This window comes from Vreelandella zhanjiangensis DSM 21076 (assembly GCF_000377665.1).
Taxonomy (GTDB): Bacteria; Pseudomonadota; Gammaproteobacteria; order Pseudomonadales; family Halomonadaceae; genus Vreelandella; species Vreelandella zhanjiangensis.
The window spans coordinates 434147-460019 of sequence record NZ_KB898646.1 but is presented as its reverse complement, the minus strand read 5'-3'; the positions used below and the strand labels follow the sequence as shown (position 1 = coordinate 460019).

27 protein-coding genes are annotated in these 25873 nt (G+C 55.6%); 3 read left to right on the top strand and 24 right to left on the bottom strand.

The window, feature by feature from the left end; translation table 11 throughout:
• Positions 1-4: 4 nt before the first annotated feature.
• A complete protein-coding gene (rhlB, locus tag D467_RS0102010) occupies positions 5-1279 on the bottom strand; it encodes an ATP-dependent RNA helicase RhlB (RefSeq protein ID WP_018915835.1) in 1275 nt (424 codons plus the stop codon).
• Positions 1280-1424: 145 nt separating this feature from the next.
• On the opposite strand from rhlB, the gene D467_RS0102005 reads away from it, so the two are divergent.
• Together D467_RS0102005 and xthA are read left to right on the top strand one after the other, a co-directional pair.
• Positions 1425-1673, top strand: a complete 249-nt coding sequence (locus tag D467_RS0102005; protein WP_018915834.1) for a hypothetical protein — start codon at positions 1425-1427, stop codon at positions 1671-1673.
• Entirely contained in the window at positions 1673-2506 is an 834-nt protein-coding gene (gene xthA / locus D467_RS0102000; protein WP_018915833.1) for an exodeoxyribonuclease III, read from the top strand. The genes D467_RS0102005 and xthA overlap by 1 nt, the downstream gene beginning before the upstream one ends.
• Positions 2507-2546: 40 nt before the next feature.
• Here xthA and D467_RS0101995 read toward each other — a convergent pair whose 3' ends face one another.
• From D467_RS0101995 to D467_RS0101930, 14 genes are all read right to left on the bottom strand, one after another.
• On the bottom strand, positions 2547-3614 hold the full coding sequence (locus tag D467_RS0101995) for a tetratricopeptide repeat protein (protein ID WP_018915832.1): 1068 nt from the start codon (positions 3612-3614) through the stop codon (positions 2547-2549).
• A 4-nt stretch (positions 3615-3618) separates the two neighbouring features.
• Complete coding sequence (locus D467_RS0101990; RefSeq protein WP_018915831.1) at positions 3619-4383, bottom strand: energy transducer TonB; 765 nt, start codon at positions 4381-4383, stop codon at positions 3619-3621.
• On the bottom strand, positions 4380-4787 hold the full coding sequence (locus tag D467_RS0101985; RefSeq protein ID WP_018915830.1) for an ExbD/TolR family protein: 408 nt from the start codon (positions 4785-4787) through the stop codon (positions 4380-4382). Before D467_RS0101985 ends, D467_RS0101990 begins: the two co-directional genes overlap by 4 nt.
• Positions 4780-5322 (bottom strand): MotA/TolQ/ExbB proton channel family protein, encoded by a 543-nt coding sequence (locus D467_RS0101980; protein WP_018915829.1) that lies wholly within the window; start codon positions 5320-5322, stop codon positions 4780-4782. The genes D467_RS0101985 and D467_RS0101980 overlap by 8 nt, the downstream gene beginning before the upstream one ends.
• A gap of 1 nt (position 5323) precedes the next feature.
• A complete protein-coding gene (locus D467_RS0101975; protein WP_018915828.1) occupies positions 5324-6688 on the bottom strand; it encodes a MotA/TolQ/ExbB proton channel family protein in 1365 nt (454 codons plus the stop codon).
• On the bottom strand, positions 6675-7484 hold the full coding sequence (locus D467_RS18935) for a DUF3450 family protein (protein WP_040459972.1): 810 nt from the start codon (positions 7482-7484) through the stop codon (positions 6675-6677). Before D467_RS18935 ends, D467_RS0101975 begins: the two co-directional genes overlap by 14 nt.
• 229 nt (positions 7485-7713) lie before the next feature.
• Positions 7714-8121 carry an NUDIX hydrolase gene (locus D467_RS0101965; protein ID WP_018915826.1) on the bottom strand — a complete coding sequence of 136 codons (408 nt, stop codon included), beginning with the start codon at positions 8119-8121 and terminating at the stop codon, positions 7714-7716.
• Positions 8122-8186: 65 nt separating this feature from the next.
• Positions 8187-9158, bottom strand: a complete 972-nt coding sequence (gene nrdF, locus D467_RS0101960; protein WP_018915825.1) for a class 1b ribonucleoside-diphosphate reductase subunit beta — start codon at positions 9156-9158, stop codon at positions 8187-8189.
• Between the two features lie 85 nt (positions 9159-9243).
• Entirely contained in the window at positions 9244-11427 is a 2184-nt protein-coding gene (gene nrdE, locus D467_RS0101955; protein ID WP_018915824.1) for a class 1b ribonucleoside-diphosphate reductase subunit alpha, read from the bottom strand.
• Complete coding sequence (gene nrdI, locus D467_RS0101950) at positions 11409-11846, bottom strand: class Ib ribonucleoside-diphosphate reductase assembly flavoprotein NrdI (RefSeq protein ID WP_018915823.1); 438 nt, start codon at positions 11844-11846, stop codon at positions 11409-11411. The genes nrdE and nrdI overlap by 19 nt, the downstream gene beginning before the upstream one ends.
• 6 nt (positions 11847-11852) lie before the next feature.
• Positions 11853-12074 (bottom strand): glutaredoxin-like protein NrdH, encoded by a 222-nt coding sequence (gene nrdH / locus D467_RS0101945; RefSeq protein ID WP_018915822.1) that lies wholly within the window; start codon positions 12072-12074, stop codon positions 11853-11855.
• Between the two features lie 251 nt (positions 12075-12325).
• A complete protein-coding gene (locus D467_RS0101940; RefSeq protein ID WP_018915821.1) occupies positions 12326-12937 on the bottom strand; it encodes a superoxide dismutase in 612 nt (203 codons plus the stop codon).
• A gap of 213 nt (positions 12938-13150) precedes the next feature.
• A complete protein-coding gene (locus tag D467_RS0101935; protein ID WP_018915820.1) occupies positions 13151-14077 on the bottom strand; it encodes an electron transfer flavoprotein subunit alpha/FixB family protein in 927 nt (308 codons plus the stop codon).
• Positions 14078-14091: 14 nt separating this feature from the next.
• Positions 14092-14841 (bottom strand): electron transfer flavoprotein subunit beta/FixA family protein, encoded by a 750-nt coding sequence (locus D467_RS0101930; protein WP_018915819.1) that lies wholly within the window; start codon positions 14839-14841, stop codon positions 14092-14094.
• A gap of 398 nt (positions 14842-15239) precedes the next feature.
• Here D467_RS0101930 and D467_RS0101920 point away from each other — a divergent pair, with 398 nt between their 5' ends.
• On the top strand, positions 15240-16904 hold the full coding sequence (locus D467_RS0101920) for an electron transfer flavoprotein-ubiquinone oxidoreductase (protein WP_018915817.1): 1665 nt from the start codon (positions 15240-15242) through the stop codon (positions 16902-16904).
• 54 nt (positions 16905-16958) lie between these two features.
• Here the strand turns inward: D467_RS0101920 and D467_RS0101915 are convergent, their stop codons facing one another.
• From D467_RS0101915 to fabF, 9 genes are read right to left on the bottom strand one after another with little or no spacing between them, the layout of a single operon-like run.
• On the bottom strand, positions 16959-19166 hold the full coding sequence (locus D467_RS0101915; protein ID WP_018915816.1) for an ATP-dependent helicase: 2208 nt from the start codon (positions 19164-19166) through the stop codon (positions 16959-16961).
• Entirely contained in the window at positions 19163-19732 is a 570-nt protein-coding gene (locus tag D467_RS0101910; RefSeq protein WP_018915815.1) for a DUF1285 domain-containing protein, read from the bottom strand. The genes D467_RS0101915 and D467_RS0101910 overlap by 4 nt, the downstream gene beginning before the upstream one ends.
• Before the next feature lie 25 nt (positions 19733-19757).
• A complete protein-coding gene (locus D467_RS0101905) occupies positions 19758-20597 on the bottom strand; it encodes a TatD family hydrolase (RefSeq protein ID WP_018915814.1) in 840 nt (279 codons plus the stop codon).
• 39 nt (positions 20598-20636) lie between these two features.
• Positions 20637-20969, bottom strand: a complete 333-nt coding sequence (locus D467_RS0101900; RefSeq protein ID WP_026285566.1) for a PilZ domain-containing protein — start codon at positions 20967-20969, stop codon at positions 20637-20639.
• 24 nt (positions 20970-20993) lie between these two features.
• On the bottom strand, positions 20994-21980 hold the full coding sequence (locus tag D467_RS0101895) for a DNA polymerase III subunit delta' (RefSeq protein WP_018915812.1): 987 nt from the start codon (positions 21978-21980) through the stop codon (positions 20994-20996).
• Complete coding sequence (gene tmk, locus D467_RS0101890; protein ID WP_018915811.1) at positions 21971-22624, bottom strand: dTMP kinase; 654 nt, start codon at positions 22622-22624, stop codon at positions 21971-21973. The genes D467_RS0101895 and tmk overlap by 10 nt, the downstream gene beginning before the upstream one ends.
• A gap of 13 nt (positions 22625-22637) precedes the next feature.
• A complete protein-coding gene (mltG, locus tag D467_RS0101885) occupies positions 22638-23642 on the bottom strand; it encodes an endolytic transglycosylase MltG (protein WP_018915810.1) in 1005 nt (334 codons plus the stop codon).
• Positions 23643-23671: 29 nt separating this feature from the next.
• Entirely contained in the window at positions 23672-24481 is an 810-nt protein-coding gene (pabC, locus tag D467_RS0101880) for an aminodeoxychorismate lyase (protein WP_018915809.1), read from the bottom strand.
• A gap of 6 nt (positions 24482-24487) precedes the next feature.
• Positions 24488-25726: a beta-ketoacyl-ACP synthase II gene (gene fabF / locus D467_RS0101875; RefSeq protein ID WP_018915808.1), complete on the bottom strand. Its 1239-nt coding sequence runs from the start codon at positions 25724-25726 to the stop codon at positions 24488-24490.
• Between the last annotated feature and the right edge of the window lie 147 nt (positions 25727-25873).

Sequence of the window (25873 nt, the reverse complement as noted above, 5' to 3'; positions counted from 1 at the left end):
CGCTTTACAGCATGCCTTCCGGCGGATGCTCGCAGGGAAGCTTGTCGTTGATATAACGCTCGATTTCCGGCAGCGAGAAGGCATCTTCTTCACCCACAAAGCTGATCGAAACGCCTTTAGCGCCCGCACGACCGGTACGGCCAATACGGTGAACGTAGTCTTCCGGGTCTTCAGGCAGCGTATAGTTGATGACGTGGCTTACGTCTTCAATATGAATACCGCGCCCGGCCACATCGGTGGCTACCAGCACTTGAATTTCCCCTTCACGGAAACGCTCAAGCGTGGTGATCCGCTGACTCTGCGGCACATCACCGGACAGCATGGCAACGCTGACGCCGGCTTTCTTAAGCAGATCATCCAGCTTGCGAACCAAATCACGGCGATTACCAAATACCATGACGCGTTCGAAGCTCTCCTGCTCAAGCAGATTCACCAGCAGGCGCTGCTTGTCGTCATCGGAGACAAGGTAAACGCGCTGATCGATATCGGCCTGGTTTTCAACCGTGACTTCAATCTCAACGTGGGCCGGATTCAGCGTCCACTGACTGGCCAGGTTTAGGATATCGTCGGTAAAGGTTGCCGAAAACAGGAACGTCTGACGCTCTTCTGTCTTTGGCGTGTAGCGAATAATACGCTTCACGTCTGGAATAAAGCCCATCGACAACATGCGGTCAGCTTCATCCAGCACCAGTACTTCTACTTCAGAAAGGTCGATATCGCGCTTTTGATGAAAATCCAACAGGCGGCCCGGGGTGGCAACCAGGATATCGATCTTTTTACCCAGGCTTTCACGCTGCTTTTGATAGTCCATTCCACCGACAACGCTTGCCACATTCAACTGAGTGAAGCGGGCTAGCGCTTTGGCATCTTTTTCTATCTGCAGCGCCAGCTCACGGGTAGGCGCAATAATCAGCGCACGCGGCGCCCCCGCTTTTTGACCATCAGGCGTCGGCTCTTCCAGGAAGTAAGCCAGCACCGAGATTAAAAACGCTGCGGTCTTGCCGGTACCGGTCTGCGCTTTACCGACAATATCGCCACCCAGCAGCGTTTGGCGTAACGCCTCGGCCTGGATCGGCGTGCAGTATTCAAACCCTTGGGCATGGATAGCGCGCATTAGCGGTAGCGGCAGATCAAAGTCATGGAAGCGCCATTTGCCGGCCACGGCAGGCACCTGAAACTGACGAAGATCCCAGCTAGACTGACGACGACGCGGTTTCCGACGGCGGCGTTTTGGCTTACGGTTCTGGGCCGATGCTATGGTCTGTTCCGACTCGCTCATAGGCTATGTATCTGTCCATTGCTGTGAATATTAGGCATCACGAAGTGCGCATTGTATCAGGGGTTGGCGTTAAGAGCGCGTCCTGCTGTCGAAGGTAGGCCAGAGCCTGTTAGAATGTGGCTTAAATCGACGTAAGGAGCGCGACATGACGCGTAAGAAAAAGACACGTTCGCTGGCCGACAAGGTGACGATCCGCACGGGGCGACGCAAAGATTACAAAAAGTGGCGCCACGATAACCCCGATCAGGTGGCGCCGTCACGCCGCTTTGTAGCAAAAAAGCAGCAGCAGCGTAAATTGCAGGCGGTTAAAAAACTGGCCCGCCAGCAAAGTGGTCAAAACATTGCGATTCATCCAGACAAAGGGGCTGAGCAAAAACCAGAGGATAAATCGTAATGCGTTTGGTTTCTTTCAATATCAACGGCATTCGTGCTCGACTTCATCAGCTACAGGCCTTGATTGATACCCAACAACCTGACGTTATTGGCCTGCAGGAAACCAAAGTTCAGGACAGCGAATTTCCCCTGGCCGATGTGGAAGCCATGGGTTACCACGTCTATTACCATGGTCAGAAAGGTCATTACGGTGTGGCACTGATGTGCCGCCAGAAACCTCAGGACGTTTTTTACGGCTTCACAGACGATGATGAAGACGCCCAACGACGCATGATCGGGGTACGTCTGCTGGCCGATGACGGCGAGCCGGTCACCGTATGGAACGGATATTTCCCTCAGGGCGAAAACGTCGAGCACCCCACCAAATTTCCGCACAAGGCGCAGTTCTATCGCCAATTAAAGCGGCTGCTTGATGAACAGCACCGTCCTGACGAGCGCTTGGCAGTAATGGGAGATTTTAATATCTCCCCTGAAGATCAGGATATTGGCATTGGCGAAGATAGCCGCAAGCGCTGGCTGCGCGAAGGTAAAGCCAGCTTTCAACCGATTGAGCGTGAATGGCTTGAAGGCATTAAAGCCTGGGGCCTCACCGACAGCTACCGCCTTTGTCACCCAGAAAACAACGAGTGGTTCAGCTGGTTTGACTACCGCTCCAAGGGCTTTGACCGCGAGCCGAAACGTGGCCTGCGTATTGACTACATTCTCGTGACGCAGCCTTTAGCCGACTGCGTTCAGGCCGCCGGGATCGATTACGCAATGCGTGGCATGGAGCGCCCGTCTGACCATGCGCCGACCTGGAGCGATTTTGCGATCACGTTAAAAGCGTCTACTTAGCCAGCTAGTGCCTGCCGCCACTGCGCGCAGGCAACCTACTCTAATAGTCAAAACTGCTCAGCCACTGGCTTGCTTCTTCATCCCCCAGGCTAGAGGCCTGCTCTAATGCCTGCTCGGCCTGGGCTTCATCCCCCCAGGCATAGGCTAACTGACCATACTGACGCCAATCCTTGGCGGACTGGGTTTGTTCGGCCAGGGCCTGCCACGCGCTTAACGCATTGTCGACGTGCCTGGCCTGCTGCCAAGCCGTCGCCAGCAGCCTTAACGTCTTTTCATCGCGTTCAACATCGCCGTTTTCCAGCGCTTGAGCTAAATGCTCGGCAGCACGCGCAGGCGTTCCTCCGGCCATATGCAGCTGAATAAGCAGCCACTGATCTTCTGGCGTCTCAAGCTTACCTAACTGCCAGGCCATTTCCCAAAGACCCGCTGCTACACCGGCCTGACCTGCCTGCTGGGCAAGCCCTGCCGCCTGACGCCAAGTTTCTATATCACTATCAGGGTTCAACCCATCCACCAGCCAGCTTAGCGCCTGCTCGTTCTGCCCGGCATGGCGCATTACGGCAAGCGCCAGCGCTTGCTGGCTTTCGTTGAGCTCTGGCGTTTGGCCAATGACTTGCTCCAGCCGCTCAGCGGCGGCGTCCCACTGCTGCTCTTGCGCCATCAAGCCGACCAATCGCCATAACGCCTGGGTGTCCTGCTCTCTATCCAGCCACTCGCTTAGTAAGCCAATCGCCTGCTCATTTTGGCCCGCCACGCGGCGCAGCGAGGCTTCTTCACGCAGCCAGCGCGCCGCTTGGTCTGTACCAACGCCACTGGTTTGGCGTGCCGCGGCTAAATGGTCGGCCGCCTGGGCGGGCTGATCCTGGCGAGCCAGGGCGCCTGCGACCAGCTGATGATAGAGCGCGCTCGCCCAGCGATCAGACGCATTGCCTCCACTTAAGCGCTGGGCCTGGGAGGAAGCGCGCTCAGCCACCGCCTCAACCGCACCCTCCTCCAGCTGCTCCTGCAGGGCTTTCAGATCACGGATGATATCGCCAGGCAGCGGTGCATTGGCCTGGGCGACAGAAGCCCACACGCTGAACATTAGAATCCACGCTAAACGCTGCATACCGCTACCTCAACTGAAACTCTATGCGTTGTGTGGCGCGCCGTATCTGCTGGCTGCCCGCAAACTGCCATTGCGCAATCGCATCCTGCGCGGCATCTTCAAATACGCGCCGCGGCTGAGCATTGGTTACCCGAATGGAGGAGCGATCAACGCTGCCGTCGCGCCGAATAATAAACTCCACTTCAACAAACCCTTCCATGCCTCGACGCTGTGCGCGTGAGGGGTACGTGGGGTTGACGCGGTTGGTGGGCGCTACCTGGCCTACACTCACCGGCTCATTAGACGGCGGTGCTTCCGCAACAGGCGCTGCTTCACGCGGCGCGGGCGCTTCGGTGGGCGTCGCGGCAGGTGCTGGTTCAGCTGGCGGCTCAGGCGATGGCTCCGGTGCAGGGTCTGGCCGCGGCGTTGGCTCGGGCGTGGGCTCGGGGGTAATTTCCGCTAGCTCCGGCAGCTCATTATCCATTTCAACCGGCTCGAGGGGCACCTCGGGCAGCTCGACCTCAGGTAACGTAATAGCGCTATCGGTTACCGGAGGAGGCTCAGGCGTTGGCATGGGGGGTGGTGCCTGCTGGGGAGCCGCCTGTGCAGGCTGCGGTGCAGGTGCTTCTTGCTCAGGCGCGACCTCAGGTGCTTCAACCATGTTCATTGTCATGGTCATTATGGGCTGTTCGGGCTCACTTTCTGGCGGTGTTACCAATAGCGCCAGCAGCCAGAACAGCCCGACTGCCAACGTAATTCCCACAAGAAACGACACCGTATGACGTATCATGGCGCGCTCCGACTCGCCGCCACGGCCACCTGATCAACGCCAGCCTCTTTCAAGCGGTCCATGACTTCAATCAACAGCCCCGTGGTGGACTCACGATCCGCCTGGATAACGGCAGACCCCTGCTCTGTCAACATTCCGGCCACTTCGCGCCCGACCTGATGAACATCCACGGGCTTGCCGTCCACCCAAACGGCCCCTTCAGGAGTAATGGCCACCAGCACCTGGGCTTCCGGACGCGGGCTTGCCGCACTCGATTCCGGGCGTTCAATCTCGATACCGCTTTCTTTAATGAAACTGGTCGTTACGATAAAGAAGATCAGCATAATGAACACCACGTCCAGCATGGGCGTCAGATTGACCTCATTGCTTTCTGCGCTTGCGTCCATTGAACGGCGTCTACGCATCATTCTCCTCCAAGGCACGTGCCAAGCGGTCATGTAACCGCTGGTCTTCGCGACGAATCACGTGCTCTAAACGACTAATAAACAATAGCCCCACCACTGCAATCGCCATGCCGGTCAACGTGGGCAGCGTTGCACGCGCCACACCGTCGGCCATGGCGCGCGCCTGATGCGTATCACTCATAGAGAGGCTATCAAAGACGGTAATCATGCCGGTGACGGTGCCCAACAGACCTAATAGTGGGCAGAGCGCCACCAGCAGTTTTAACCAGGGCAGCGGACGACGAAGCCTGGCAACCAGCGCTTCTGTCCATACGTGGCGCAGCGTACGCGCGCTCCAGCTGCGGTGGTCGCTGCGCGCAGTCCAGCGGCGAATCAACTGCCGACGGGCGGAGCGCCAGGTAATGCGGTAGTACCACCAGCGCTCTATCGCCATGCCAAACACCAGCACCGCGACCAACGCCAGCACGACCAGCACCGCACCACCGGCATCGACCAGCCGCTCTACCGGTTCAAGCCAGAGAGGTAGCGTGGGCATATCAATTCACCGCAGTGGCATGAACAGTAGATTGAGCTTCCAAATGATCTGCCAGGGTCGCGCTCGCCTCGCCCTCGATCACTTGGCTTAGATGACGGCTGCGGCTCGCCAGCGCCGTTTGCGCAAACAGCAAAGGCACCGCCGTAATCAGGCCTAGAACCGTGGTGACCAATGCCTGGCTAATCCCCCCAGCCATTAACTGCGGGTCGCCGGTACCAAACACGGTGATGGCCTGAAACGTTACGATCATGCCGGTGACCGTACCCAGCAGACCCAGCAGCGGCGCAATGGCGGCCAGCAGCTTAACAATCGGCTGGCCCCGTTCAATGCGCGGCAACTCTGCCAGTACCGCCTCATCCAGGCGCGCTTCCAATGCTTCAGGGGTCTGGTGTTTATCCATCTCCTTAAAGCGTAGCAACACGCGGCCTAGCGGATTATGCGTCTGCAGCTGGTCAAGCGACTGGCGCTGGCGGCGCACGCGGACGCTCTGCAGTACTAAATAGATATATTGAACCAGTGCTACCAGCAGACCCAACACTCCCAGCACTACAATCACGTAACCCACGTATCCGCCTTGCTGGAAACGCTCCCAGAGACTTGGACGCTGGGAAAGCGCCTGTAAGACGGGTCCCTGAGTGGGGTCGATCATGAACTCCCGACTGTCACCCTGATGGTAAGCCGCGAGAACATTCTGAATTTCAGCTGGCGTACGCGGCACTTCAGCCAAGTGGTCATTATCACCATCCTGACGCAGCAGCGCGGTTTCGGTAAACGCGGCAAAATCGCCTAAACGCACCACGTCACGCGGCGCAATAGTGCCACTGGCATCGGCTACCGGCAGCTCCAAACGCTCAGCCTGACCGGTTTTTGCCGTTAGTATGGCTAAACTATCGACCACATCTTCCAGTTGGGTACGCTCAAGTACTTCGGCATCATCCAAGCGAGGTGGCAACACTTCATCCCGCAAGGTTAACCAGCTATCTTCGCCTAGCGCGTTGCGCACTTCGGTGCTATGCCGGGCAAGGTTCGCAAGCAGCCCCGAAAGCGCTTCGCCCTGTTCATCTTGTCGCGCGGTTAATTCACTGGCCTGCTCAGACTGTTCGGCCTGCTGAGTTTGCAGCGCCTCACGCTGCTCTTCAGCCGACTGATGGGCCGCCCTGGCGTCTTCAAGCGCGGCATTTAATGCCTGCTGGTCTTCCAGAAAGTTTTCCAAGCGTTCCTGGTCGCGCATTTCAGCGGCCTGGCGAGCTTCACGCAGTGATGAAACGCTATCGCTTTGCGCCGAAGACACACTGCTGGCAGCAAGAAGCCCCATCAGTAGGCAGGCGCCCCCCAGGCGCTGAAGACGTTGGCTACTCAGGCGCATGGCTGACCTCCCTGTTGTTCTGAAAAGATTGTTCTGAAACGGTGATCGACAGCGGCAACCGCAGCAGATCCGGTGTGCGCTGGTCGGCCGCGATACGCAGACCGTTGCGCACTTCGCGTCGCGCGCCTTCATCCAAGGGCTGCCACTCGCTGCTCGCAGCGTCCCAAACGCCCCCTTCACGTGCATCAGGCGTCAGGTAATAAAAGCCGATACGGCCTACGCGCAAATAGTCCACTTCGCGCACGCTGCCTTCAGCGCCTTGCAAACGTCCGCGCCAGTTATCAATTTCACGCCCGTAGTCCAGCTCGGCTCGCCATGCTTCCAGCAAGCTATTGATGCGCTCAACCGTATCTTCGCCCTGCTGCCCTTCAGAAGTCGTCACTCGCGCCAAACGCTCATCGCGTAAAAACGGCAGGTCGCGCTCAATCCAGCGGGTTAGCTGTTCCTGCATATCCTGCTCGATCAGGGGTAGCGCGGCACGGGTCTCTTCGAGCGTATCCAGCGCGGTACTTAAACGCTGCTGGCGCTCGGCTTCTTCTGCCAGTCGCACGCTTAACGAGGCGTTTGTAGCATTCATTTGGCGCGTTTCACGCTCCAAACGGCGCAGTTCTTCTAGCGCTTCTCGGGTTTCTTCATCGGCTGCGTCAATTTGCTGTTGCAGAGCCGCTTGGGTTTGCTGGGCTTCTACACTCTGGGCCGCCTGACCCGCTGTTTCATCGCTTGCCATTAGCGTACCGCTGACTAGCACGCAGGCTAGGCAGCACCCACGCAAGACAAAGAAAGGCCTGTTCAGCACGTCGACTCTCCGTTACTGCCCAGCGGGCTTCAAAATGCCGCGCTAGAAACTAATTAGTTATAAGAACGATTTGCGTTTAAATTCTGCGTGCCTAGCCTACCACTATCACAATAAATGACAATATTTATCATTCACATCAAGGCGCTTTTTGCTTTCTTTCGGGTATAAAAAAGGGCGCCTACTGGCGCCCTGGTTATAATGCTGAATTAGCCACTTATGCTTGGTACTTTTAAACGTTCAACATTACATAGTCTTTGGTTAGCGGAGCCAGAGGAAGCTCCCACGCCTGCTCACGGCTTACCCATATGGCTTCCGCTATTTCAGCCGCAGCCTCTACCGGCTCATCAATCACCAGCCCATAAAGCTGTGCTTCAATAGTCACGCCAGGCTCATTCGCCGCCGGTGCCGTTTGCACGCCTAAGGGAAGCAGCTGGTCTTCAGTAACATGCAAACCTAGCTCTTCCTGAAGCTCACGGCATAGCGCCGCCAACGCCGTTTCGCCCGGGTCGATCTTGCCGCCCGGCTGCATAAAGAAAGCCGTGTCCTGTTTACGCACCAACAGCAGGCGACCATCGGGATCACTCACAACGGCCGCTACAATTTTCATCACGCTGGCTGTTGGCGTTACATCTGGCATGACCCTTCCCTCTTTTTTATGCTTACGCCTTACCGCTTACTCTAACGCTTATCGGGCTAGCGCTATTAGAACGCCCAGTCGTCATCTTCTGTGGCAATGGCTTTACCAATGACATACGAGGAGCCTGAGCCTGAGAAGAAGTCATGGTTTTCATTAGCACTGGGTGATAACGCCGCCATAATCGTCGGATCAACGTCGGTAACGCTGCTTGGAAACAGAGGCTCATAGCCCAGATTCATCAGCGCCTTATTGGCGTTGTAGTGAAGAAATTTCTTCACATCTTCAGATAGGCCAACCTCGTCATACAGCGACTCGGTGTAGCGCACTTCGTTATCGTAGAGCTCAAGCAATAGCTCGTACGCATAATCTTTGACTTGCTGCTGACGCTCAGGGGTCGCTTCTGCCAAAGCCTGCTGGAACTTATAGCCAATGTAGTAGCCGTGTACCGCTTCATCACGAATGATCAGGCGAATAAGATCAGCGGTGTTGGTCAGTTTGGCATGGCTTGACCAGTACATGGGCAGATAGAAGCCGGAGTAGAACAGGAAAGACTCCAGGAACACGCTGGCCACTTTACGCATCAGCGGATCATCGGAGCGATAGCGCTCCAGAATCAGCTCTGACTTGGCCTGAAGCGTGGGGTTCTCTTCGCTCCAGCGGAAGGCGTCATCCACATCACGCGTGGCACACAGCGTCGAGAAAATCGAGCTGTACGAACGCGCATGCACCGATTCCATAAACGCGATATTGGTATATACCGCTTCTTCATGAGGTGTACGGGCATCTTCCATCAGCACCGGCGCACCAACGCTGCTCTGAATGGTATCCAGCAGCGTCAATCCGGTAAACACGCGAATGGTCAGCTGTTTTTCCTGCTGAGTAAGCGTATTCCACGATTGAATATCGTTGGACAGCGGTACTTTTTCCGGCAGCCAAAAGTTGCTGGTCAGACGGTTCCACACTTCAAGATCCTTGTCGTCCTGAAGGCGGTTCCAGTTAATCGCATTAACCCGCGATAAGCGTTGCGTGGTGGTCATGAAATAACTCTCATCAAAAGCGCCGTATTATATACGGCGCGTAAAAACGGATATCAGATGCTGGCGCGAGCCCCAGGCACAAGGATTAAAGCGTGCAGGAAACGCAGCCTTCAATTTCCGTACCTTCCAGCGCGCTTTGGCGCAGGCGGATGTAATAAAGCGTTTTAATGCCTTTGCGCCAGGCGTAAATTTGCGCCTTATTGATATCACGCGTTGTGGCGGTATCCGGGAAGAACAGGGTCAGCGAAAGCCCCTGATCTACGTGCTTGGAAGCCTCGGCATAAGTATCAATAATCTTCTCAGGACCAATTTCGTAGGCATCCTGGAAGTAATCGAAATTGGCCTCGTTCAAGAACGGCGCCGGGTAATAAACACGCCCCAGCTTGCCCTCTTTACGAATTTCGATTCTGGCCGCTACCGGGTGGATACTGGAAGTCGAGTGATTGATATACGAAATCGAACCAGTCGGCGGCACTGCCTGCAAGTTGCGGTTGTAAAGCCCGTGCGCCATTACGGATGCTTTCAGCTCCTGCCAGTCCTGCTGAGTGGGTAGCGTAATATTGCTACGCTCAAACAGTCCACGGACTTTCTCGGTACGCGGCAGCCACTCTTGATCAACGTACTTATCAAAAAATTCGCCCGTTGCGTACTTGGAATCCGCAAAGCCTGCGAAGGTATCGTTATGCTCAATCGCCAGGCGATTGGACGCACGAATGGCGTAAAACGCAATGCAGTAGAAGTAGAGATTGGTGAAGTCCAATCCTTCTTCAGAGCCATAGTAAATGTGCTCGCGCGCCAGGTAGCCGTGCAGGTTCATTTGGCCAAGGCCGATCGCGCGGGATTTGGCGTTACCTTCAGCAATGGAAGGCACGCTCTTCAGGTTGCTCATTTCAGAAACAGCCGTTAACCCGCGAATCGCAATTTCAACGCTTTCGCCAATATTGCCGGCATCCATTACCTTGGCAATGTTCATCGAACCCAGGTTACAGGAAATGTCCTGCCCCATTTGGCGATAGCCAAGGTCATCGTCATATTCTGTCGGCGTGTTCACCTGCAGAATTTCCGAGCACAGGTTACTCATATTGATACGCCCGGCAATCGGGTTCGCCCGGTTTACCGTATCTTCAAACATGATGTACGGATAGCCTGACTCGAACTGCAGCTCTGCCAGCGTCTGGAAGAACGCGCGCGCATTGATTTTCTGCTTACGGATACGCGCGTCCGCCACCATCTCGTGGTACTTCTCGGTGACGCTGATATCGCCAAACGGTACGCCGTAAACGCGTTCGACATCATAGGGCGAGAACAGGTACATATCGTCGTTACGCTTGGCAAGCTCAAACGTAATATCCGGAATGGTGACGCCCAGCGACAGCGTTTTGATACGGATCTTCTCATCCGCGTTTTCACGCTTGGTATCCAGGAAACGCAGGATATCCGGGTGGTGCGCGTTGAGATACACCGCACCCGCGCCCTGACGAGCACCCAGCTGGTTGGCGTAGGAGAAAGCGTCTTCGAGCAGTTTCATGATCGGGATAATGCCCGACGACTGGTTCTCGATGCGCTTGATGGGCGCACCGGCCTCACGAATATTGGTTAGCAGGAAGGCAACGCCACCGCCGCGCTTGGAGAGCTGCAGCGCTGAGTTAATCGAGCGGCCGATCGACTCCATGTTGTCTTCAATACGCAACAGGAAGCACGAAACCAACTCACCGCGCTGCTGCTTACCGCAGTTAAGAAACGTTGGCGTCGCTGGCTGGAAGCGACCGCTGATCACTTCATCGACCAGGGATTTTGCAAGCCCCTCATCACCACGGGCCAGGGTCAGTGCCACCATGCAGACGCGGTCTTCATAGCGCTCAAGGTAACGCTTGCCATCGAACGTTTTAAGCGTATAGCTGGTGTAGTATTTAAAGGCGCCTAGAAAGCTTGGAAAACGGAATTTGTAAGCATAAGCCTGCTCAAACAGCGCCTTAATAAAGGCGAAACTGTACTGGCCCAGCATTTCCGCTTCGTAGTAGCCCTCTTCCATCAGATAGTCGAGCTTTTCTTCCAGCGAGTGGAAAAAGACCGTGTTCTGGTTAACGTGCTGCAAGAAATACTGACGCGCAGCTTCACGGTCTTTGTCCAGCTGTAATTCGCCGTTGGCACCGTACAAATTAAGCATCGCGTTGAGCGCGTGATAATCTAATGTACGCGCCTCGGAGGCTCCCGTAGCCGGCCGTTTTGGTTCAGCCAAGTTTTTCGTGACTAGGTTTGTCGTTTCCAAAACTCTTCTACTCCTTTGCGGACCTTGGCGACGTCGTCATCGGTGCCAAATAATTCAAATCGATATAACAATGGCACCTGACACTTCTCTGCAATGACGCGTCCAGCCAGGCCATACGCTTCGCCAAAATTAGTGTTTCCGGCAGCAATGACGCCGCAAATAAGGCGTCGATTCTGTTCATCGTTGAGAAAACGGATCACTTGCCCTGGCACTGCGCCTTTTGCTTCTCCGCCCCCATAGGTGGGCGTGATCAATATGTAAGGTGTAGTGACATGTAGCATCGGTTCATCACGCCCAAGCGGAAGCCGTTGAGCAGCCAGACCAAGTTTCTGTACAAAACGATGAGTGTTACCTGACTTGGTGGAAAAATAGACCAGGCTGCCAGCCATTGGTGCTTCAGCGGCGGCGTCCACCAACATAAATATTTACGCCAATGCTTGAATACGATCGGGGCGGAAGCCTGACCAGTGGTCATCGCCTGCCACCACAACAGGAAGCTGACGGTAGCCAAGGGCTTCTACTTCTTGTTGGGCACCCGACTCAGCCGTAATATCGATAACGGTATACTCTAAACCGTGCTTATCCAGAGCGCGATACGTGGCGGTGCACTGAACACAAGCAGGCTTGCTATAAATTTGGATTGCCATGGTCATTTTTCCTTTTCATAGCGGTATTTTTCGGGTAGAGCAGCATTAGTGCTTCACCCTCTCTAAAGACAGTACGCATACTATATATAGACTATGACAAAATCAATTCAAGCATATATGGTATTTTTTCATCCACAGGTTATTGACAGCTCATACCCAGCATCCCCTCTAGAAATAAAAAAACCGCCCCACGAAGGGGGCGGTCTCTTGTAGACGCCAAAAGCTGGCATCTTGGCTTACATAACGCGTAATTAAGCGATAGCTGCCTGGTAACGACGCTCAACGTCTTCCCAGTTAACCACGTCAAAGAACGCAGAAATATAATCAGGACGCTTGTTCTGGTACTTCAGGTAGTAAGCGTGTTCCCAGACATCCAGACCCAGCAGCGGCGTGTTGCCGTGCATCAGCGGGCTATCCTGGTTCAGGGTATTTTCAACCACCAGTTTTTTCTCTGGCGTGACGCTGAGCCATGCCCAGCCGCTACCAAAACGGCCTACAGCCGCTTTTTTGAACTCTTCTTTAAAAGTATCCAAGCCACCCAATTCGCTATCAATGGCTTTTGCAACATCACCCTGGGGCTGACCGCCACCGTTGGGCGACATCATTTGCCAGAACATGGAGTGGTTAGCATGACCACCGCCATTGTTAATAACCGCCTGACGCTTAGCTTCAGGTACGCGATCCAGATTAGAGACGAGCTCTTCAATCGCAACGTCCTCAAGACCCGTGCCTTCTAGTGCAGCGTTGAGGTTATTTACGTACGTTTGATGATGACGCGAATGGTGGATTTCCATGGTCATCGCATCAATATTCGGCTCGAGAGCGTCATAAGCGTACGGCAGTTCGGGAAGTGTATGTGCCATATTATCATCTCCTTGAGTGGCTTTCGTTGCGTTCACTACTAATAGGTGCGGCCAACCGACACCTTTTTCAACCGCCCTGGCGGCGTTTTCTCATGTCGTGCCCGTACTTTAGCTAACAACGGCGTGTTTATCTAATGCACGCACATGAAAAAGCCGACTCACAAGTGAGCCGACTTGAAATCACTGAGCTAAAGTGCAATCCGGCACATCGATTTACAGCTTGCTTTCAAGCTCGGGCAGGATCTCGAACAGATCGCCTACCAGGCCGTAGTCGGCCACCTGGAAGATCGGCGCTTCGTCGTCCTTGTTGATCGCGACGATCACCTTGGAGTCCTTCATGCCCGCCAGGTGCTGAATGGCGCCGGAGATCCCTACCGCGATGTACAGATCCGGCGCGACGATTTTACCGGTTTGACCAACCTGCATATCGTTGGGTACGAAGCCTGCGTCCACCGCGGCGCGCGAGGCGCCTACTGCCGCGCCCAGTTTGTCGGCAATCCCGTTGAGTAGCTTGAAGTTGTCGCCGTTGCCCATGCCGCGGCCACCGGAGATCACCACCTTGGCACCGCCGAGTTCGGGGCGGTCGGACTGCGCCAGTTCTTGTTTCACAAAGCTTGATTGGGTGTTCTCGACGACCACGTCTACCGCTTCCAGCGTGGCGCTACCGCTGTCGCTGACGGCGTCAAACGCGGTGGTGCGTACGGTCATTACTTTAATCGTATCGTCGCTTTTCACCGTGGCGATGGCGTTGCCCGCGTAGATGGAGCGCTTGAAGGTATCCGCGCTTTCCACGGCGATCACGTCAGACAGCTGGCTGACATCTTTCAGTGCGGCCAAGCGTGGCAGGACGTTTTTGCCCGTGGTGGAGGCACTGGCTAATACGTGGGTGTAGTCGCCGGCCAGCTCGACCAGCAAGGCGCCCATGGGCTCGGCGAGCTGGTGGGCGTAGACGGCGTTATCCGCCACGCGCACTTTGCTGACGCCGTCCAGCTTGGCGGCTGCGTCGGCGGCGGCTTGAACGCCTTCCCCGGCGATCAGCACATCAATATCGCCACCGATCGCTTTGGCGGCCGCCACCACGTGGGCGGTTGCGCCCGCCAACTGGCCTTCATGAAGGTCGGCAAGTACCAGAATGCTCATGCGTTCGACTCCTCTTAAAGCACCTTGGCTTCGTTTTTAAGTTTATCGATCAGTTCGTCCACCGAGGCGACCTTGATGCCGCCTTTGCGCTCGGCCGGGGATTCCACCTTGAGCAGGCTGACCTTGGACGCCACTTCGACGCCATAATCGGCAGGGGTCTTGACGTCCATGGGCTTTTTCTTGGCCTTCATGATGTCCGGAAGCTTGGCGTAGCGCGGCTCGTTCAGGCGCAGGTCAGTAGTCACGATCGCCGGGAGCGTCAGCGCAATCGTCTGCAGACCGCCGTCGATTTCACGGGTGACGTTGACCTTGTCACCGTCGACAGCCACTTCCGAGGCAAACGTGCCCTGAGGCAGGTTGGTCAGCGCGGCGAGCATCTGGCCGGTTTGGTTATTGTCAGTGTCGATCGCCTGTTTACCCAGAATCACCAACCCCGGCTGCTCTTCATCGACGACTTTGGCCAGCAGTTTGGCGACCGCCAGCGACTCGGCCCGTTCATCGGTTTCGATATGCAGGGCGCGGTCGGCGCCCAGCGCCAGTGCGGTACGTAGCTGTTCCTGAGCAGCCTTGGGGCCAATACTAACGGCGACGACTTCCGTGGCCACGCCCTTCTCTTTGAGGCGCACGGCTTCTTCCACGGCGATTTCGCAGAAGGGATTCATGGCCATTTTGACGTTGGTAAGATCCACGTCGGAGTGATCCGCTTTAACGCGGATCTTGACGTTGTAATCGATGACGCGTTTAACCGCGACGAGTACTTTCATAGGTTCCTCGCTTGGCTGGTGGCAAAAGCCGTTTACCCAAGTCGGCACCCGCTCAGCGGACACCGCTTATAAAAGAGTCAGCCTCGCCATGGTGACGTAATGGCAAGGCTCGATAAATTCATGCAAGCGTTTGATAGGTACGCAATCAAAAAACCCTATCAATTTGCCACAGCCTGCTGGGTGGCAACAATACCCATTCTCAGCGCAATGGTCGAAGGACTGCCCTAAATAGCACTGCCTTTGGGTTACTTAGCCGGAAAGGCGGGTTTTACCATCGTAGGCGTGACCTGACACAGGTATTATGCCTATCATGGAGTATAACCAGAAGCAAACGACCGTTTTAAATTAAGGCCGTGTTTTTATAAGGCACTGCACTTATGAGAATAAGGAGAAACCAGGTGGAAAATGTTGAACGCGATGTCATGGACTTTGATGTAGTGATTGTAGGCGCGGGTCCGTCCGGACTTTCCGCAGCCTGCCGCCTGATGCAGCAAGCCAATGAAGCCGAACAGGAGCTAACCGTTTGTGTTGTGGAAAAAGGCTCTGAAGTCGGTGCACATATTTTATCCGGCGCTGTTTTTGAACCGCGGGCTCTGGCGGAGCTGTTTCCCGACTGGCAAGAGCGTGGCGCTCCCTTAAACACCCCCGCCATTCGTGACGATGTTTACCTGCTTAAAGACGCGCACAAAGCTCAAAAGCTGCCAAATGCCGTAGTGCCCAAGAGCATGCACAATACCGGCGGCGAAATGACCCGCTATGTGATCAGCGCCGGCAACCTATGCCGCTGGCTCGCCGAACAGGCAGAGAGCTTGGGCGTTGAAATCTTCCCGGGCTTTGCCGCACAGGAAGTGATTATTGAAGAAGATGCCGTACGCGGAATTATCATTGGCGATATGGGTGTGGCCGCTGACGGCACGCCGAAAGATGGCTATATGCCCGGCATGGAGCTGCGTGCCAAGTACACGCTGTTTGCCGAGGGCGCGCGTGGCCATTTAGGCAAGCGTCTTATCGAGCACTTCTCTCTTGATTCAGGGCGCGATCCGCAACACTACGGCATTGGCCTGAAAGAGCTGTGGGATGTGCCCGCCGACAAGCATGAGCCCGGTGTGGTCGTGCATGGTTCTGGCTGGCCTTTGGATAAGAATGCTCATGGGGGCTGGTTCCTTTATCACGCTGAAAACCAGCAGGTCGTGGTTGGCCTGATTATGGATCTGTCTTACCAGAATCCCTGGCTGTCGCCGTTTGATGAATTTCAGCGCATGAAGCATCACCCGGCACTGAGCCAATATCTGGAAGGCGGCAAACGTGTGGCTTATGGCGCTCGGGCCATTACCAAAGGTGGGTTTAACTGCTTGCCCAAGATGACCTTTGCAGGCGGCTTGTTGATTGGCTGCGATGCCGGCACGCTCAACTTCTCCAAGATCAAGGGCCTGCATACGGCAATGAAGTCAGGGCTGGTCGCGGCAGAAAGCGTCTTTGAAGCGATTAAAGGCGGCGATGAAGGCGCCCAGGAACTGACTAGCTTCACTGAGAAGTGGGAAGCCAGTTGGGCCTATCAAGAGCTAAAAGAGAGCGCCAGCTTTGGTCCGGCGATTCATAAATACGGCACGGTGGGCGGCGGCGCCTATAACTTTGTTAACCAGCTACTGGGCAGCAAGTTACCCAATGTGCACGACACGTCTACCGATCATGGCGCGCTAAAGCTTGCGTCTGAGTTCGAAAAAATCAACTACCCAAAGCCTGACGGCAAGCTGTCTTTTGATAAGCCCTCTTCGGTATTTCTCTCCAACACCAACCACGAAGAGGATCAGCCGTGCCATCTGCGCCTTGATGACCCCAAAATCCCTATCCAGGAAAACCTGCCCAAGTACGCCGAGCCTGCTCAGCGCTACTGCCCAGCGGGGGTTTATGAAGTGGTGGAAGATACGGCGGGCGAACCACGCTTTCAGATCAACTTCCAAAACTGCGTGCACTGCAAAACCTGTGATATTAAAGACCCGGCCCAGAACATCAACTGGGTAGCGCCAGAAGGCGGCGGCGGCCCCAACTATCCGAACATGTAATACCCGCACGTGCTCTTTAGAGCACGCCCAAATGCCAGCCTAAACCTTACACGTTCAGGCTGGCTGAGCGGGCGGCTCCAGCCGCTCAATGGGTGCACGGCGAGCAATCAAACGTCGCCGTCCTGCCTGGATAAAACGTACATCAATCACCGGATCAGCAGGATTACCCTCAACAGATGCAATCTCTCCCTCACCAAATACCGCATGATGCAGCCGCTGCCCTGGATAAAAGGGCTCGCCCAGCGCATAAGAGGCCTTGGGCTCCCGAACCTCAGGCACCGCGAGGGTAATATCATCGCGCCCCAAGCGCTCTAGATAGCGCTTAACAATAGCGGGTGACGCCACGCTCAGTGCAGCACTGCCAGGCGCATTCTGTGCCAGACACTCAGCAATACGCATACTGTCCTGCCACGCGCTTTCAGCGATAAAGCGGCTGGGGCGATGCGCGCCGCCATCGTGCAACACTATTAGCTGTTCTTCTGCACGGGTAATCGCCACATAAAACAGCCGTCGCTCCTCTTCCAAGCGCTCATCACTTAGCGGCGTTTCACGACTATAGTGGGGGAAATCTTCTTCATTGACGCCAGCCACCACAACCAGCGGCCACTCCAGCCCTTTGGCGCCGTGTACGGTTGAAATCAGCACGCCCCCCGCCTGGTTTTCAACCGGGCGCTCTAAAAGCTCAATAAATGCATCCGGGTCTTGAACGCTTTGCGCCTGCTCGATCAGCACGTCCAGAAGACGCACATCCTCTTCGCCTTTATCACGCCGTGCCGCAGCACGTTTTAAGGTCTTCTCGGCGTCGATACTTTCCACTACATGACTGAGCAGTTTGGCCGGCGGCCAGGCGCTTAACCTGGGAAGCTCACACAATAAAGCCCAGCGTTTTTTTAGCGTACGCCGCTGCAATGGCTTTAGCTCCGTGAGGACGGGGTCATGCCGCTCTGGCCAGTTCTGTGTAGTTGCCAGCTGATACGCCAAGCGCTGTAGCCGATCGCGTGCTACGAAAGGTGTTGGTTGCGAAAGCAACAGCAGCAGATGTTCAGGCTGATGAAGTAATTCAGGGCGACGCGAAAGCTTTAAATAGCCGACCAATGCCTGCACCAGCGGCAAACGAAATACAAAGCGGTCTTCACGCAGCAGACGAAACGGAATGCCCGCCTGGAGAAGCGCCAATTGAAAAGGTACGGAAAGCGCCCAGCTACGCACTAGAAGACTTACCTGGTTAAAGGCGCGGCCCTGCGCTTTCCAGTCGATCAAGGTATCCAGCAATACGGTATTGCCCTGCCCGACCGACACCCGCGTATTCGGGTTATGCGGCGCGGCCAAGCACAGCTGATCAGGACGCCGCCGATTGGCCACGATCGCGTGGTTCGCGGTAAGTGCCAGCGCGTGACCGTGGCGAAAGGTCGTGGAAAGCGGGTAGTCGGTTGCTTGCCCAAACGTAGCGGTAAAGTCTTCCAGCATGGTATCCGGCCGGGCGCCGCGCCATTCATAAATGCACTGGTTAGCATCACCTACCGCCATTACCGACGCCGTACTGCCCGCCAGCACTGCCAAAAGACGTTGCTGAGCGGCGTTGATATCCTGATACTCATCAATAATCACGTGATCCAGAAAGCCTTCGACCCGCTGGCGTAGTGTACTGTCAGCTTCCAATACCTGTAGCGGCCGATACAAAAGATCGGCGTAGGTCATCAGACCTTCGTTACTGAGCATTTTTTCCGCCTCATCAAAGGCGGCAGGAAAATAATCGGTATCGGGCTCGTAATTAAGCCGCTCATAAAGCGCTTGAGGCGCGGCCATTTCGGCTTTAACCAAGTTACAAAAATGCGCCAGGGCCTCCAGTCGGTCGCCTTCAATCGCCGCATCGCGGCGCTCCACGCTGTCACGCAGTACATTGATACTCGCCTGGCGCAGCAAGCGCTCCAGCTGCCAGTCAGCCGAGAGTAACCGCCGTGGCGCAAGCGCGCCCCAGCGGCACAGGCTTTGAGTAAGCCGGTGACCCAAGGAATGAAAGGTGCGCACGGCGGGCAATACCTGGCCGTCAGGCGCCATCTTGACCAAGCGCTGATGAAAGTCATCGCGCGCCGAGCGGTTGAACATCAGCACCAGCACCCGTTTTGGCTCTACACCGCTGGCAAGCAAATGCAAAACCCGCGCCGCCATGGTGGTCGTTTTGCCGGCGCCCGCAACAGCCGCTACCCGCGCATGACCACCGCTATGATGCACTACGGCATGCTGCTCAGCGGTTAACTTCACGAAACCTCACTTGGCGAGCCATTATCCATAGCGTCCACCTGGCCTAGCGGATACCAGTCACCGGCGCTCCAAATACCCACCTCACACTGACCGTTAGCAAGTTCCCGGGTGCTGGAGGCCTCAACCAATTGGTAAAACACATGGCGATGCAATCTGGCCGCCAGCCCATAACGGACGCTGACTTCCGGCACCGACTCGCCCTGCGGCGTCTGGCTAATGGATAAAGGGTGCGACTGGTCCAAACGTACGACATCATCAAACTGGGTGGTAAACCACCAGACGTCATCACGGAAATCGGCCTCGACCGCCACAAAAGGCAAATCCTCAACCTGAACGCGCCAACGCTCAACCGGCGTTACCAGGCAAACACCGTCTGAATCATGGCGCAAAAGCGTTGATAACAGGCGCGCAATATTCGGCCGGGCAAACGGCTGCCCATCGTGCAGCCAGGTACCATCGGCCTGAATCACAATATTGATATCACCCGACAGCGCTGGCTGCCATTGATCTAAAGGCGGAATACTGGCCGCGCTTTGACGTTGCTGGAGTAGTCGATCAATATTCATCGCACCCACCTTACGCTTGCACAGTTTAACGTGATGACACTAACCCAGCCTGCGCCAGCGCGTCTTTGATATGCGCCGGGGCATCGGGCACTGCCGCTTTAAAAAGCTGATAGAAATTAGCGGTTGTCTGCATGGCCACCTCATCAACACTCACCCCGCGCTCCTTGGCGATACACTCCGCCACCTCGACCACCCAGGCAGGCTCATTGGGTTTGCCGCGGTATGGCACAGGCGCTAGATAAGGGCTGTCGGTTTCAATCAATAGGCGATCAAGCGGCAGTTGGCGAGCCAGCTCACGCAGTGATGCGGCGTTGTTGAAGGTAATAATACCTGACAACGAGATATAGAAGCCAAGCCGCACGGCCTCGCGGGCCATATCCAGGTCTTCGGTAAAGCAGTGAAGTACGCCCCCGACCCGCGGGTTACTGTGTTCGCGCAATAAGGCGAGCGTATCTTCTTTAGCTTCGCGAGTATGCACGATGACCGGCAGTTCAAGCTCCCGCGCGGCCAACAAGTGGCGCTTGAAGCGTTCATGCTGCACATCAGCCGACACGCTGTCCTGATAGTGATAATCCAGCCCGGTTTCACCAATGGCCACCGCGCCATATCGCTCGGCGGCTTCTTGAATATCGCTGATACTGGGTTCCTGCTCAGGCTTGTGCAGCGGATGCAGGCCTGCCGAGATAGCGACATCAGCATGCTCGCGGGCAATCGCAGCAAGCCCCGGCATATCGTCAAGCGTAACCGCAACCGCTAAAAACTGACTGACGTTGGCCGCCCGCGCCGCGTTCAGCGTGGCGGCTATATCGCCTTCATGGGTATGTTCAGATAAACGATCTAAATGACAGTGCGAATCAACAAACATGAACGTCTCAGCAACAATAAAGAAGAATAAGGCAGGATATTAAAGCGTAAACGAGGGAGTCGTAGAACTTGCCTCTGTCAGTAACGTTTCGATACGCTCGCGCAGAGCATTATCCTGTGAGCGAAAATGCACGCCAATGCCCGGCGTACGCTGGGTGTCTGCTTCGCTGGGTGTCACCCACACAACATCACCCGAAACGGTGATCCGTTCGCTTTCATCCGGCAAAGTAAGAAGTAAAGTGACCTGATCGCCCAACGCATACGGCGTTTTGGTGGGAACAAAAATGCCCCCACGGTCTAAAAACGGCATATAGGCAGACAATAGCGTAGCAATATCGGGCACGGTCAGGGCAAGGGCTTTGTGAACATTCATATCAACCTCGCGCGCCATAGAAAATTACGACCGCAGTAGCGCGGCCCAACGCACTAGCCAGGCTTCCAGCACCAGCTGCGGATTGGGGTTGGCTCCCACCGCCAACAGGCGCCGCTGTTCACGGGCGTAGTCCAATAAACGAAACCAGTCCTGAACACGGCCATTTTTAACCGCCTGACGATAAAGAGGCTCTAAATCGGGGTTGTGTAATACGTCCGCTTCGCCGGAGATACCCAACCGAATGAGATCTTCAAGCCAGGCAATACCGTACCACAGGATGGCATCAATCGCCTGACGATCAAGCCGCGCGGCTTCTGACACCGGCTCAGCACCGCGCACCAGTTGCTCAAAACAGTCATGTATCTGATGGCGCAATGCCCGCTCTTCAGGCGAAGCCAGCTCAACCGCCAAAAGCGGCAAACCACCCGACACACGCCACCAAAAATACGCTTCATCCTGGCTGCCCAGTTTTTCAATCAGCCAGCTTCGCGATGCCTCGAACGCGACGCTCGGCAATGACCACTGCTGACAACGCGAACGTATGGTCGCCAACATGCGCGAGGGCACATCAGAAAGCAGAATAAATAGCGTCTTGGCGCCCGGTTCTTCGAGGCTTTTCAGCAACGCATTGGCAGCGGCGATGTTCATGCTCTCAGCCGGAGAAATCACAATCACGCGATAGCCGCCCTGCTGGGCGGTCTGCGACACAAACCGGTTAACGTCGCGGATAGGGTCAATACGTATCTGTCGTTTGCCCTCTTCAGGAGAAACGCGCAGCAGATCAGGATGGTAGCCTGATGCAAGCATAGAACAGCTATGACACTGGCCGCATGCCAACACATCGGGGTTTGCGCATAGCGTGCGGGCAATCAGTGTCTCAGCCAGCTGCTGCTTACCCACGCCGTGGGCACCGCTTAGCAAAATCGCATGCGGCATACGCCCCTCATCCGCCAGGCGCACCAGCTGTCGCCAAGTGACTTCCTGCCACGGCAGTATGCCGGTTAACGCCATAGCGCTATCCGTTCGGCGAGCGTGTCGTGAATGTCGGCTTGCACACTGGCAAGTGACTGATGCGCATCAATCAGCGCAAAGCGCTCCGGTTCGGCGTCGGCTCGGGCCAGATAGGCTTCGCGAACAGCCTGGAAAAATTCGCCACGCTCCTGCTCAAAACGGTCACGCTGCTCGTTTTGACTATTCAAACGTGACTCAAGACGTGATTGCGCGGCAGTTAAAGGCATGTCCAACAGCAGGGTCAGATCAGGTGCGAGCCCCTTTTGCACAAACGCCTCAAGCTGGGCAATCCGCTCAACCGACATGCCTCGCCCGCCCCCCTGATAGGCAAAAGTTGCGTCAGTAAATCGGTCGCACACGACCCATGCTCCACGCTCCAGCGCCGGCACTATTTTTTCGGCCAGATGCTGGGCACGCGCGGCAAACATCAATAAAAGCTCAGCATCGGCATGTAACGGCTCCTGCGGAGCAGGGTCGAGCAGGAGCGTACGGATCGCTTCGGCGCGCGGCGTACCACCTGGCTCCCGCGTACTTACAACCTCAAAACCCTGCGCTTCAAGCGAGGCGACCACAAAGGCCATATTGGTGGATTTGCCTACGCCTTCGCCGCCTTCCAGCGTAATAAAGCGTCCCCGCTTAGTCATTGCGATCCCTTAATCAACGGTTGCGAATATAACGATTAACCGCATTATTGTGCTCACGCAGCGTGCGTGAGAATTGGTGCGTACCATCGCCACGCGATACAAAATACAGCGTATCACCGGGCAGAGGATTAACGGCCGCCTCAAGCGACGCCCGCCCCGGCATGGCAATCGGCGTGGGCGGCATACCATTAATCACATAGGTATTGTAAGGCGTGGCTTCGCGCAGATCGGCATAGGTAATACGCCCCTCGTAGCGCTCGCCCATGCCGTAAATCACGGTAGGGTCGGTTTGCAGGCGCATGCCCTGCTCCATACGACGCTTAAAGACACCGGCTATTTCACGCCGCTCTTCAGGCGCCCCGGTTTCCCGCTCAATCAGCGATGCCATGATAAGCGCCTCGTAAGGCGACTCAACGGTCAGGTCTTCTGCACGAGATTCCCACACTTCCTCTAAAATACGCTCCATGCGTGCAAGCGCTTGACGCAGAATATCGACGTCGTCCATCCCCAGGTGATAACGGTATGTATCAGGGAAAAACCAGCCTTCTGGAAAGGTGCCTTCACGGTCCAGCAGCGCCATGATCTCTTCATCGCTCATATCGGCCGTTTGATGGCCAAGCTTTGGCGCACTATTGAGCAGCTCACGCAATTGATTAAACGTGCGCCCTTCGGGAAGCGTTAATGCATAGGTAACTACATTGTTACTGCCTAACAGCGCGATCATCTCAAGACCGCTCATCCCGGGTGTCAGCTGATACTCACCCACGCGAAGACGCGGAACGCGCTCTGGATGAACGCGTGCCAGCAATTGAAATGCCCAGGCATCATCAATAATGCCTTGAGACTCTAACTGCGCCACCACCTGATTAAAGCCAGCACCGGCGGGTACTTGATAAAGAACAGGCTCATCGAGCGTTAAGGGTGCTTCCAGGCGATTTTGCCAATACAGATAGCTGCCTGCCGCGACAGCAACGCCCAACACCAGGATAATGCCAACAGCGGCCAATAACCGTTTCAACGTTTCACCTCAACAAAATAAGTTAGGGCTTACTGCATAGGAGTTGGCGCATAGCCCAACAGGCGGTGCGCCAGCGTTTGAAACTTGTCGTGCCTATCGCTCTGAAAGCGTTGCAGGCAAACATTGTCTTCCGATAGTAACGTGTGAACGGGCCAGACACCCTGTACGGAATTAGCCACCCAAACGCGCTCCATCCTGGGTAGCAATTCAAGTGACAGGCTGGCTTCACTGACAGCGCCCTGATCAATTAACGCGCGACGCAGTGTGCCCGCCACGCCGCATTTATCCAGCGGCGGCGTAAACACCTGCCCTCGCTGTTGCCAGAACACATTCATGCTTGTCGCTTCAACCAGCTGTCCTTGCTGATCGGCAAGCAAACCTTCGGCAATCATGGCATCGCGCCATTCCTGACGCGCCATTACATTTTCAAGCCGATTTAAATGCTTGATACCGGCTAAGGCAGGTTGATGCCCCAGGCGTAAACGGCACACACGCACCGTTACCCCATTTTCCCAGCGCTCAACCATTGGAGCAAACACAGTCCGCTGGCTTAGTAAACGGGGCGCTGGGGGATCGGGTAGCGCATACCCTCTTCCACCGCTTCCCCGGGTGACGATCAGTTTTAATACTTCAAGCGGTGCCGTGGCCTTGCCCTGCCAAGTGGCTTCGATCGCCGCCTGGCAGGGAGTGGGGATACCCAGACACTGACATCCACGCACCAGCCGTGCTATGTGATACGGCCAAAGCACCGGCTCGCCGTGACGCAGTAGCACCGTTTCGAACACGCCATCCCCATACGCCAGTCCGCGGTCATCAAACGGCACCTGAGGCAGGGTCATCTTGCGTTATACCTTTTTAAACAACAGCGAACCGTTGGTGCCGCCAAACCCAAACGAATTGGATAACGCAACATCAATACGCATGTTACGCGCAGTGTGCGGTACATAGTCCAGGTTGCAGCCTTCCTGGGGGTTATCCAGGTTAATTGTGGGCGGTGCTACCTGATCACGAATGGCCAGAATGCTGAATACCGCTTCAACAGCGCCAGCAGCCCCCAAAAGATGCCCAATCATGGATTTGGTGGAGCTTACCGCCACACCCTGAGCAGCGCTGCCCATCACCCGCTCAACAGCCCGGCTTTCGGCCAGATCGCCCGCTGCCGTGGAGGTTCCATGAGCATTGATATAATGCACCTCGGAAGGATCCATTTGAGCATCTTTAATCGCATTGCTCATGGAAAGCGCAGCCCCGCGACCATCTTCAGGCGGTGCCGTCATGTGATAGGCATCATCACTCATGCCAAACCCGACAAGTTCGGCGTAGATATTCGCGCCCCGCGCTTTAGCATGCTCGTACTCTTCAAGCACCAGCACACCGGCACCATCAGAAAGTACAAAACCGTCGCGATCTTTATCCCACGGGCGGCTTGCCGCTTCAGGGTCATCATTACGCGTTGAAAGCGCTCGGGCGGCCGAGAAACCTCCCAGGCCAAGCGGTGTAGTCGCCATTTCAGCACCGCCACAGATCATGACATCTGCATCACCATAGGCGATGGTACGCGCGCTATAGCCAATATTGTGCGTGCCGCTGGTACACGCAGTCGTAATGGCGATATTAGGGCCTTGAAAGCCATGCTGAATCGCCAGATTGCCCGAGATCATGTTGATGATGGAGCCAGGCACGAAAAAAGGTGATACGCGGCGAGCGCCGCCCTTATTAAGCGCATTGTGATTATGCTCGATCATGGGCAGGCCACCGATACCCGACCCCATAGCCACCCCGATACGCGGGGCATTCTCTTCTGTACAGGTAATGCCAGCATCCTGTATTGCCTGAGCGCCAGCCGCCATGCCGTACTGAATGAACAGGTCCATCTTGCGGGCTTCTTTGGGGTTCAGGTAAGGGCTGATATCAAAATTCTTAACCGAACCACCAAAGCGTGTATTGAAGCTACTTGTATCAAAGTGCTCAATGGGCGCGATACCGCTTTTACCGGCAGTAATATTCGCCCACGTTTCATCCACGCTATTGCCCACTGGGGTCACCAGGCCTAACCCAGTTACCACTACCCTTCTTCGCGCCATTAGCTTTCCTCCAGGCATCCATGGTGACTCGACCCATCCGGGTCATTTTCAGCAGAAATTAGGTGACTAGTATAACGGAGATTGAACGTTATGTTCACGGTGAAGTACAAAGCAAAAAAGCCGCCCTTTAAAAGGGCGGCTTTTAAG